The sequence below is a fragment of the Gilliamella sp. Nev3-1 genome, assembly GCF_001690435.1.
Taxonomy (GTDB): Bacteria; Pseudomonadota; Gammaproteobacteria; order Enterobacterales; family Orbaceae; genus Gilliamella; species Gilliamella apicola_C.
The window spans coordinates 1-331 of record NZ_LZHN01000084.1; the positions used below are offsets into that span (position 1 = coordinate 1).

1 protein-coding gene is annotated in these 331 nt (G+C 49.2%); it reads left to right on the top strand.

Annotated elements, in window-relative coordinates; genetic code table 11:
* The coding region (locus tag A9G40_RS13205; RefSeq protein WP_176700506.1) for a 4Fe-4S dicluster domain-containing protein at nt 1–331 on the top strand (331 nt) is incomplete at both ends.

Consider the following 331-nt stretch of genomic DNA (forward strand, 5'->3'; position numbering starts at 1 on the left):
CGCAAAAGTGGTGCCGCCTGAAGCGATGGAAAACGCCCCTGCCAGCCTGCATTCGCTGGATGTGAAATCGCGTGATATGCGCGGGCAGAAATATGTCTTGCAGGTGGCACCGGAAGATTGCACCGGTTGTAACCTGTGCGTCGAAGTTTGCCCGGCGAAAGACCGTCAGAATCCAGAGATTAAAGCCATCAATATGATGTCTCGCCTGGAACATGTCGAAGAAGAGAAAATCAATTACGATTTCTTCCTCAACCTGCCAGAAATCGACCGTAGCAAACTGGAACGTATTGATATTCGTACATCGCAGCTGATTACACCGCTGTTTGAATAT